This window comes from Shivajiella indica (assembly GCF_042683085.1).
GTDB classification, from domain to species: Bacteria; Bacteroidota; Bacteroidia; order Cytophagales; family Cyclobacteriaceae; genus Shivajiella; species Shivajiella indica.
Genome location: NZ_JBHUIV010000014.1, coordinates 188,335 through 197,030, shown reverse-complemented (window position 1 = coordinate 197,030; position 8,696 = coordinate 188,335). Strand labels below are relative to the sequence as shown.

Sequence of the window (8,696 nt, the reverse complement as noted above, 5' to 3'; positions counted from 1 at the left end):
AGATTTAATTTTGGCTAATTAAGGCTGTCTCCTATTGATTCCTTCAAGAATGGATTTTAAGACGAAGTCTTTCATAGGTTATAATCTCTATCAATTACGATAGATTTAATATAAAGCATATATAATAGGACTGCTCTTATAATTCGTGTGATTGGTGGAATTTGTGGACAAAAATAAATACTGGTCCACGAATTACACGGATTTCCACTAAGTGCTAAATTAATGCCTTTTAACTTCCGAAATCCTGAAAATCACCATACTCCATATACTTGGCTGTGTTATCTTTAACTTCTTTTCCGAAGTATTTTTCCACGACATAGAGTGAAAGGTCAATACCGGCAGCTACTCCGGCGGCTGTCATAAATTTTCCATTGTCTACAAACCGGGCATTTCTATCAGGAATGGCTTTAGGTTCCAGGGCCAACACATCTTCAAAGACCTCATGGTGGGTAGTAAAGCGCTGTATTTTCAGATAACCCAACTTAGCCAAAATACGGGCCCCGCTGCAAACAGTAAAGACAGTTTGGGCTTTATGGGCTAAATTGTCTATCCATTCCATCAATACCTTATCCTGGATAACAGCCCTGCTTCCATCTCCACCTGGAATGATCAATATATCCAATTGAGAAAGTTCATCTATTCCCAAATCTGGCATAACTTGTAGTCCGTTTTTGGCCCTGATCAGAGATTTGGATTTTGCGATTGTTTTTACTTCTAGAATTTCGTAACCCGAAAGTTGCGCAGTGACGGAAAAAACCTCAAATGGACCGGCAAAATCCAGTACCTCAACTTCTTCAAAAAGTAAGATAGCAACCGATTTCTTGGACATGATTTTATCTGGAAAGAATTCCTTTTAAATCAGCAGGGGAGTAATAAATAGACTTGAGGGTTTTTCGATCACCAGAGCGGTAAACCAGGTAAAGTTCTTCTTCCTGTTCATAAAAACATTCCACCCCCTGACTTTGATAGTGGGTAACAGTAGCGCGGGCTTCATCTTCCGTTTTACAGGCTTTACTCATATTGGAGCGCTGTACCTCATCAAATAATTCCTTGAATTTATCCGCCAACCCAAATTCAAGTATGGCTCCCGCCAACACATATTGTATATCACAAAGCGCATCGGCGATCTCGACAATATCACCGTTTTGAATGCCTTCTTCCAGTTCTTTCAGTTCTTCCGCAATCAGGGAAACCCTCAAATCACATCTCTTTGAATCAGGTACCCGAGGTTCGGGAAGAATGGGATGTTTGAAAGTTCTATGGAATTCAGCAACGGAAGTAAGGCTCTTTGGATCTTGCATGATAGTTTATCAGTATGAAATTAAGGTACTACAAAGAAAAGGGTTTTTAGCAATTCTTAAAAATTGGAAATTTAGGTTGTAAGGCTATCTGGAATTAATTAAAAAGCCAAGTCAAAAGTAAAAAGGTAAAAGTGATTTTGTTGGCAAGATGGCGTCTTCCATTCTTTCTGATTTTTATAATTAATGTAATGCTTCAATTTTCAGGGAACCGATAGTTTCTTCGCATTACATGACATTTTCGTGTAATTGGCAAAATTGTTGAAAAAAAAACGGGGAACATTCCCCGTTTTAATTAACCTTTCATCAAGGTATCATATCGTTTTTCCACCTCGGACCAGTTGATAATATTCCAAAATGCTGAAACATAATCAGGTCTTCTGTTTTGGTAATTGAGGTAGTAGGCGTGTTCCCAAACATCAATTCCCAACAAGGGAATTCCCTGGAATTCGGAAATATCCATCAAGGGGTTATCTTGATTGGGAGTAGATCCGATTTTCAAAAGGTTATTTTTATCCAGTACTAGCCAGCCCCATCCAGATCCGAATCTACCTTTGGCCGCATCTTCAAATTGTTTTTGGAATTCCTCAAAACTTCCAAATCCGCCATTGATAGCCTGTCCTAAATCTCCCCCAGGCTGGCCACCACCGTTTGGTGACATGATTTTCCAAAAGAGTTCATGATTATAATGACCACCACCGTTATTTCTCATTTTGGTGGAGTACTTGGAAATATTCATCATGACTTCTTCCAGGGGTTTACTTACATCTACACCTTCCTCAGAGGCTGCATCTGCCAGGTTTTTGGCATAAGCTGCCGCATGTTTGGTGTAATGTATTTCCATGGTCATTGCATCGATATGTGGCTCAAGTGCCTCATAAGCATAGGCAAGTGGGGTCTGTTCAAACCCGGTACTGAGTAAGTTTTTTATTTCTTCACCACCTTCACTATTTCCACTACATGCACTTAGAAATGTTGATCCGATTAAACTGCTTCCGATTCCTATAGCCAAAGTCGCTTTTGTACTGTGGTTAAGGAATGTTCTTCTGGAAACATTATAGCCTGTTTTTTTCATAGGGTTTTAAATTACCTTTTAACTGAATTTCATTTTCAAGAAGCCCAAGTTAACCAATTCATAAAGATTATAAAACTGAAATGCAGACAATAAGTCTGATTTTATGACAAGTTGGTTATGTTTGTAAAACCAAAAAAACTTGGTTTGGTTTTTGAAACCATGTAAATCCCTATCATTTGGGCAATTACTTTATGGAAATTTCATTTTATAAATATCAGGGTACAGGCAATGATTTTGTCATGATTGATGACAGGGATCATTCATTTCCTGATAAGGACCTGGCATTGGTTCAAAAATTATGTGACCGAAAGTTTGGAATTGGGGCAGATGGCTTGATTTTGATCAGGAGCAAACCCGGGTTTGATTTTGAGATGGTCTATTTTAATGCGGATGGATCTCAAAGCATGTGTGGAAACGGTGCCCGATGTGCGGTGGAATTTTCCAGATTTTTGGGAATTATTGGTGATCAAACTTATTTTCTGGCCATTGACGGAGAGCATCAGGCAAAAATAGTAGGTCCATGGATTGAACTTGGTATGAGTCCTGTTTCAAGTTTGGCCAATGCAGCAGGGGATTTCTTTGTGAATACCGGATCACCACACCATGTGCGTTTTGTGGAAAATGTTTTGGAATATCCGGTAGTGGAAAAAGGAGCTGAAATCAGGTATTCAGGCCAATATGCACCGAAAGGAACGAATGTCAATTTTGTCACCCCTTTATCAGAGGATGAAATTTATGTTCGGACCTATGAAAGAGGAGTGGAAAATGAAACCCTTTCCTGTGGGACTGGAGTTACTGCCTGTGCGCTTGTCTATGGATACAAAAATGAGCTTCATGAAGTAAAAATAAAAACTCCGGGAGGTGATCTTAAGGTAAGATTTTCCGAGAATTCCGATGGAAGTTTTCAAAACATATTATTGATAGGTCCTGCGGAGCAGGTGTTTTCTGGTAAAATTGAAATAAATATGAAGAAGACTTGAAGAAGCAATTTAAGGAATCGTAAAAGCCCAAAAAATGATCCAGAATGGATGGTTATACAATCTTCAATCTGTTCAATAAAAATTTGGAGGCAATATTTCTTCCTATTTCTCCTTCAAGAGTCTCATATCTCATGTCTCATTACTATTATTAACAAAAAGGCCGTAATTTTAGGCCCCAAATTATACACTTTGAATTATGTTAGAATTTATCGCTAAAGGACTGGCAAAAGTTTTCGGAACCAAGTCAGATCGGGATATAAAAGAATTAACACCAAAAGTTGCCTTGATCAATGAGGCTTTCAATAAATTGAAAAATCTCAGTGATGATCAACTTAGGGCCAAGACCGCAGAAATCAAAGCCGTTATCAATGCTGAACTCAAGACTTTTGATGATAAAATTGCTGACCTAAGGATCCAGATAAGCGCTTTATCACCTGATAAGGTACATGAGAAGGATGCGCTGTTCAATGAAATTGAAAAAACAGAAAAGTCAAGGGATGAGGCCTTGGAAGTAGTTTTGGATAAAGTAATGGTAGATGCTTTTGCTGTTGTCAAAGAAACCGCAAGGCGTTTTAAAGAAAATGGCAGACTGGTGGTAAAAGCCACTCTAAAGGATAAGGAATTAGCCGCCAAAAAGCCAAATGTGGAAATCCAGGGAGATGAAGCTATTTGGCATAACCGTTGGATAGCCGCAGGAAATGAAGTGGTTTGGGACATGGTCCATTATGATGTGCAGTTGATCGGAGGGATGGTTTTACATAAAGGCAAAATAGCCGAAATGGCCACGGGTGAAGGTAAAACCCTGGTGTCAACTTTACCTGCCTACCTTAATGCGCTTTCAGGAAGAGGGGTCCATTTGGTGACTGTCAATGACTATCTCGCCAAAAGGGATTCCGAATGGAATGCGCCTCTTTTTGAATTCCACGGCCTTTCAGTGGATTGCATTGATAAGTATCAGCCCAATTCTGACCAGAGGAGAAAAGCCTATGCTTCGGATATTGTCTACGGAACCAATAATGAGTTTGGTTTTGACTATTTGAGGGACAATATGGCAAGGGATGCAGGAGATCTTGTTCAGGGCAAGCACCACTTTGCCATGATTGATGAGGTTGACTCGGTTTTGATTGATGATGCAAGGACTCCATTGATTATTTCAGGTCCGGTTCCAAGAGGTGATCAGCATGAGTTTATGGATATGAAACCAAGGGTGGCCACATTGGTAGATGAACAGAGAAAATTGATTCAGGGTTATTTGACCACGGCAAAAAAACTCATTCAGGAGGGAAATGAAAAAGAAGGAGGTTTGGCACTATTTCGTGCATACCGTGGAATGCCCAAATATAAGCCTTTGATCAAATACCTTTCTGAACCTGGGATCAAGGTTATTCTTCAAAAAACTGAAAACTTTTACCTGCAGGACAATAAGCGTATGATGCCTGAGGCGGATGAACCGCTGTTGTTTACCATTGATGAAAAGACAAATGGTATTGAACTGACTGATAATGGAATTGAGGTGATTACCCAAAAGAATGAAGATCCTACCTTCTTTATCTTACCTGATATTGGGATGGTCATTGCTGAAATGGAAAAAAATCCTGATTTGGATGACAGGGAGAAATTGATCCGCAAAGAAGAAATTATCAAAGAATACGGTGTAAAAGCCCAAAGGATCCATACAGTCAACCAGTTGTTGAAAGCTTACTGTATGTTTGAAAAGGACACCGAATACATTATTGTTGAAGGCAAAATCAAAATCGTGGATGAGCAGACCGGTCGTGTCATGGAGGGAAGGAGATATTCGGATGGTTTGCACCAAGCACTTGAGGCGAAGGAAAATGTAAAAGTTGAGGATGCCACACAGACTTACGCCACGATCACGCTTCAGAATTATTTCAGAATGTACCATAAGCTGGCAGGTATGACTGGTACTGCCGAAACTGAGGCGGGAGAATTCTGGACTATATACAAACTTGATGTTGTCGTAATCCCTACCAATAAACCTATAGTTAGGGATGACAGAGAGGATAAGGTTTACAAAACGGTCAGGGAAAAATTCAACGCAGTAGCAGATGAAATCGTGGAATTGACCAAAATGGGTAGACCAGTGCTGGTAGGTACCACCTCAGTGGAAATTTCAGAGGTATTGAGCAGGATGTTGACTATCCGCAAAATCCAGCACCAGGTATTGAATGCTAAGCAGCATGCAAGGGAAGCAGATATTGTGGCTGAAGCAGGCAAACCTGGAACAGTTACCATTGCCACCAACATGGCAGGACGGGGTACAGATATCAAATTGACCCCTGAGTCCAGAGCTGCTGGAGGTTTGGCCATTGTGGGTACAGAACGACACGAGTCCAGGAGGGTTGACAGGCAGTTGAGAGGTCGTTCAGGACGTCAGGGAGATGTTGGTTCTTCACAGTTTTTCGTGTCTTTGGAAGATAACCTGATGAGGATGTTTGGCTCTGAAAGAATCGCAAAATTAATGGATAGAATGGGATTGGAAGAAGGGGAAGTAATCCAGCATTCGATGATTACCAAATCCATTGAAAGGGCACAAAGAAAGGTAGAGGAAAATAACTTTGGAATCAGAAAGCGTCTTTTGGAATACGATGACGTCATGAATTCCCAAAGGGAAGTTGTTTATAAAAGACGAAGGAATGCATTGATGGGAGAGCGGCTTGAGCTCGACATCCTAAATGTGATGTATGATGTGTGTGAGGGAATCATTGAGATGGCAAAGTCCACCGAAGACATTGAGAACTTGAGGATGAATATTTACAGTTCTCTGGGGATTGACCATCAATTTACTGAGGAAGACATCAAGAATAAAGAAGCTCATGTTCTGACCCAAACTCTTTTTGATGCAGCATTTAAGAATTATGTGCAGAAAAATGAGCGGATCCTTGAAAAGGCCATGCCAATTCTGAGAGATGTTCACAGACAAAGGGGAGCGACCGTCAAAGAAATTATGGTGCCGATCACGGATGGTATCAAACAGATCGGGGTGGTGATCAATTTGGAGTCTACTGTAACTAATGAAGGCAGGGATTTGATCAGGGCCATTGAAAAGAACGTGACCTTGGCCATCATTGACCAAAATTGGAAAGAACATCTGCGTGATATGGATGATCTGAAGCAATCAGTGCAAAATGCCGTTTATGAACAAAAAGATCCTCTGTTGATTTATAAATTTGAGGCTTTCCAAATGTTCAAGCGATTTGTGGGGAGATTGAATGAAGATACCATATCGTTTTTAGCAAAGGCTGAATTGCCTACACAAGATCCAAACCAGGTAAAGGCTGCACAGACCCCCAAAAGAGAGGATGCCAATGTTAGGGCTTCCAAAGAAGAGGTGGGCAGCTCATTGAATCCGGGAGCAGGCAGGCAGGCTGCTGCTGCAGTCGCCAATAGAACTGCGGCTCCTCAGGTAGTGGCTCCCCGTAAATCTGAAAAATCTTATGGTAGAAATGACAGGGTTTCCGTACAATATCAGGATGGAAAACTTTTGAAAGATGTAAAATATAAAAGTGTAGAGCAGGATGTAGAGGCAGGAAAATGTGTGATAGTCGAACATTAACAAAAACATCATGAAACGGTCACTTTCAGTATACATTGCCTTAGTATTTTTATTGGGTTCCTGTGCAGGAGCTAAAAAAACAGTATCTAAACCAGATATTTATGAAAACTATCAGGAAGATCTTTCAGAAACCCTAATTCAATTTCCTGATTTGGTGGAACAGGCAAAAAAATCAGAAGCACAAGCACCTATACAAGGGTCATTGGCTGTGGATGAAGATTTGGAAGTCTCGATAAATAATTTGGTTGAGACCTATAGAGCTGAAAGATATTGGAGTGGATTTACGGTATTGATCTACAGTGGAGTGGACAGAGATCAGGCATTCAAAACCAGAAATGATCTGTACACCTATTTTCCTGAAATGAAATCAGAAATGCAGTATCAGCAGCCCAGGTATTTGGTCAAAATCGGTAAATTTATCAATAGGATAGAAGCACAACCTTACTATCATCAACTAAAAGAACAATTCCCCTCGGCAAGAATTATCCAGGACAGATTTCAAAGAGAGGGTTATGTAAACCCAGATCCAATAGAGGATGGTCAAAGACAGAATTAAGCAATTAGCTAAAGAGTATAAGGCTGAAATTATTGCCAATAGGAGGCATTTACATGCCCATCCCGAGTTATCCTTTCAGGAGTACCAGACTTCAGCTTTTGTAGAAGAAAAGTTGAAAAGTTTCGGCATCACTAACATTGAAAAAAAGGCAGATACAGGTCTTGTGGCTTTGATAGAGGGGAAAAATCCAAGTTCGAAAACAATCGCCCTTAGAGGAGATATGGATGCCTTGCCGATTGTAGAGCAGAATGAGGTTTCCTACAAATCTACGAATCCGGGAGTAATGCATGCTTGTGGCCATGATGTACATACGGCATCCCTGTTAGGGGTATCAAAAATCCTTCATGAAATCAAAAATGAGTTTGAAGGAACTGTCAAATTGATTTTTCAACCTGGTGAGGAGTTGATCCCCGGTGGTGCTTCCCTCATGATCAAAGATAAAGCCTTGGAAAACCCAAGACCTTCCGGTATTATTGGGCAACATGTAATGCCATTGATTCAAGTTGGAAAGGTGGGTTTCAGAAAAGGGATGTACATGGCCAGTGCTGATGAATTGTATATCACTGTAAAAGGTAAAGGAGGTCATGGAGCTATGCCGGAAACCTTGGTGGATCCGGTATTAATAGCTTCCCATATGATTGTTGCCCTGCAACAGGTAGTTAGCCGAAATGCTTCTCCCAAAATCCCATCAGTGCTTTCCTTCGGAAGGGTGGAGGCTTTGGGAGCGACCAACATCATTCCCAATGAGGTAAAAATTCAGGGAACGTTCCGGACTCTCAATGAAGAATGGAGAGCTAAAGCCCATATCCAAATGGTGAAAATAGCTAAAGGAATAGTTGAAGGAATGGGAGGAGAGCTGGATTTTGAAGTAAGAAAAGGATATCCATTTCTAAAAAATGCAGATGAATTAACAGGAAGGGCACAATCAGCAGCTGTTGATTATTTAGGAGAAGAAAATGTGCTGGATCTGGATATCTGGATGGCCGCAGAAGATTTTTCCTATTACACCCAGGAAATTGATGGTTGTTTTTATCGCCTTGGAACCAGAAACGAGTCCAAGGGAATCATTTCAGGAGTACATACACCTACCTTTGACATAGATGAAGATGCATTGGAAATTGGAGCGGGTTTGATGGCTTTTATTGCTGTGAATGAATTAAATTCTTAATGAAATATGCCAGTCAAAGGCTGGTGAAATATTTTGAAATAT

At 40.5% G+C, this 8,696-nt stretch carries 7 protein-coding genes; 4 read left to right on the top strand and 3 right to left on the bottom strand.

Translation table 11 applies throughout. From position 1 onward, the window contains the following. Window positions 1–229: 229 nt before the first annotated feature. From ACFSKV_RS09305 to ACFSKV_RS09295, 3 genes are all read right to left on the bottom strand, one after another. The gene (locus tag ACFSKV_RS09305; protein ID WP_380801708.1) at window positions 230–829 is read right to left on the bottom strand and encodes a DJ-1/PfpI family protein; all 600 of its coding nucleotides are present in this window, start codon (window positions 827–829) and stop codon (window positions 230–232) included. Window positions 830–833: 4 nt separating this feature from the next. Beyond that, on the bottom strand, window positions 834–1,301 hold the full coding sequence (locus ACFSKV_RS09300) for a pyrophosphohydrolase domain-containing protein (protein WP_380801706.1): 468 nt from the start codon (window positions 1,299–1,301) through the stop codon (window positions 834–836). Window positions 1,302–1,593: 292 nt separating this feature from the next. Then, a complete protein-coding gene (locus tag ACFSKV_RS09295) occupies window positions 1,594–2,373 on the bottom strand; it encodes a superoxide dismutase (RefSeq protein ID WP_380801705.1) in 780 nt (259 codons plus the stop codon). A 191-nt stretch (window positions 2,374–2,564) separates the two neighbouring features. Here ACFSKV_RS09295 and dapF point away from each other — a divergent pair, with 191 nt between their 5' ends. The 4 genes from dapF to ACFSKV_RS09275 all read left to right on the top strand — a co-directional run bounded on the left by dapF (window position 2,565) and on the right by ACFSKV_RS09275 (window position 8,654). Further along, window positions 2,565–3,353 (top strand): diaminopimelate epimerase, encoded by a 789-nt coding sequence (gene dapF / locus ACFSKV_RS09290; RefSeq protein WP_380801704.1) that lies wholly within the window; start codon window positions 2,565–2,567, stop codon window positions 3,351–3,353. A 196-nt stretch (window positions 3,354–3,549) separates the two neighbouring features. After that, a complete protein-coding gene (gene secA / locus ACFSKV_RS09285) occupies window positions 3,550–6,930 on the top strand; it encodes a preprotein translocase subunit SecA (RefSeq protein WP_380801702.1) in 3,381 nt (1,126 codons plus the stop codon). Window positions 6,931–6,940: 10 nt separating this feature from the next. Beyond that, window positions 6,941–7,486, top strand: coding sequence for a hypothetical protein (locus ACFSKV_RS09280; protein ID WP_380801699.1), 546 nt, complete (start codon window positions 6,941–6,943; stop codon window positions 7,484–7,486). Beyond that, window positions 7,467–8,654, top strand: coding sequence for a M20 metallopeptidase family protein (locus tag ACFSKV_RS09275; RefSeq protein WP_380801697.1), 1,188 nt, complete (start codon window positions 7,467–7,469; stop codon window positions 8,652–8,654). Before ACFSKV_RS09280 ends, ACFSKV_RS09275 begins: the two co-directional genes overlap by 20 nt. Window positions 8,655–8,696 lie beyond the last annotated feature (42 nt).